Genomic DNA, 1,045 nt, shown 5'->3' on the forward strand with positions numbered 1-1,045 from the left:
CAGCGGCTCCCAGGCGGGCTCGTTGCCGAGCGACCGGGCCGCGTAGGCGACCATGATGTCGCGGGTGAGCGGCCCCATCGAGAAGCCGTCGCCGGCGATATGGTGCATGACCGCGACGAGCACGTGCTCCTCGGGACTCAGGCACAGCAGGCGCACGACGATCGGGACGTCGGTGGACACGTCGAAGTGGGTGGCCGCCAGCGCCCGCAGCTCGCCGGGGAGCTGCGCCGGCTCGATCCGCACGGGCTCGAGCGAGACGCGGACCTCGGACGGGGCGAGCACCTTCTGGTAGCCGTACCCGTCGAGGTCGGGGTAGACGGTGCGCAGCGACTCGTGGCGGGCGAGGACGTCGCACACCGCTTCCTCGAGCGCCGGGACTTCGAGCCGGCCGGACATGCGGACGGCGACGGGGATGTTGTTCGCCGTCGAGTCGGGATCGAACCGGTTGAGGAACCACATGCGCTGCTGGGCCAGCGACAGCGGCACCCGCTCGGGCCGGGGCTGCGGCACCAGCGGGGCCCGTCGCGCCGGGCCGTCGTGCCCGTCGATCCGGGCGGCCAACGTCTCGACGGTCGAGTTCTCGAACAGCAGCCGCAGCGGCACCGACGCATCGAGCGCCGCACCGATCCGCGAGACCACCTGCGTGGCGATCAGCGAGTTGCCACCGAGCGCGAAGAAGTCGTCGTCGAGGCCCACCCGGTCGAGACCGAGCACCTCGGCGAACACACCCGCCACGATCTCCTCCACCGGAGTCGTCGCGGCCCGGAACACCTTGACCTCGAACACCGGCTCCGGCAACTCCTTACGGTCCAGCTTGCCCGACGCGTTCAGCGGCAGCGCGTCCAGTTCCACGAACGCCGACGGCACCATGTACGACGGGAGCATCTGCCCCACCGCCGACCGGGCCGCGCCCTCGTCGAACACGGCACCGGCGGCCGGCACGACGTACCCCACCAGCTGATCCGACCGGACCAGTACCACTGCCTGCGCCACCGCCGGCACGTGCAGCAGCGCCGCCTCGATCTCGCCCAGCTCGATGCGCAGG

Annotated in this window: 1 protein-coding gene; it reads right to left on the bottom strand. The window is 71.7% G+C overall.

All coding sequences use genetic code 11. From position 1 onward, the window contains the following. Positions 1 to 1,044, bottom strand: a 1,044-nt coding sequence (locus CQZ88_RS30285; RefSeq protein ID WP_374703844.1) for a condensation domain-containing protein, incomplete at its 3' end; no start/stop codon positions are given. Position 1,045: the final 1 nt, after the last annotated feature.

Origin of the sequence: Rhodococcus sp. ENV425 (assembly GCF_002887785.1) — a bacterium.
In the GTDB taxonomy this organism is placed as follows: domain Bacteria; phylum Actinomycetota; class Actinomycetes; order Mycobacteriales; family Mycobacteriaceae; genus Rhodococcus; species Rhodococcus aetherivorans.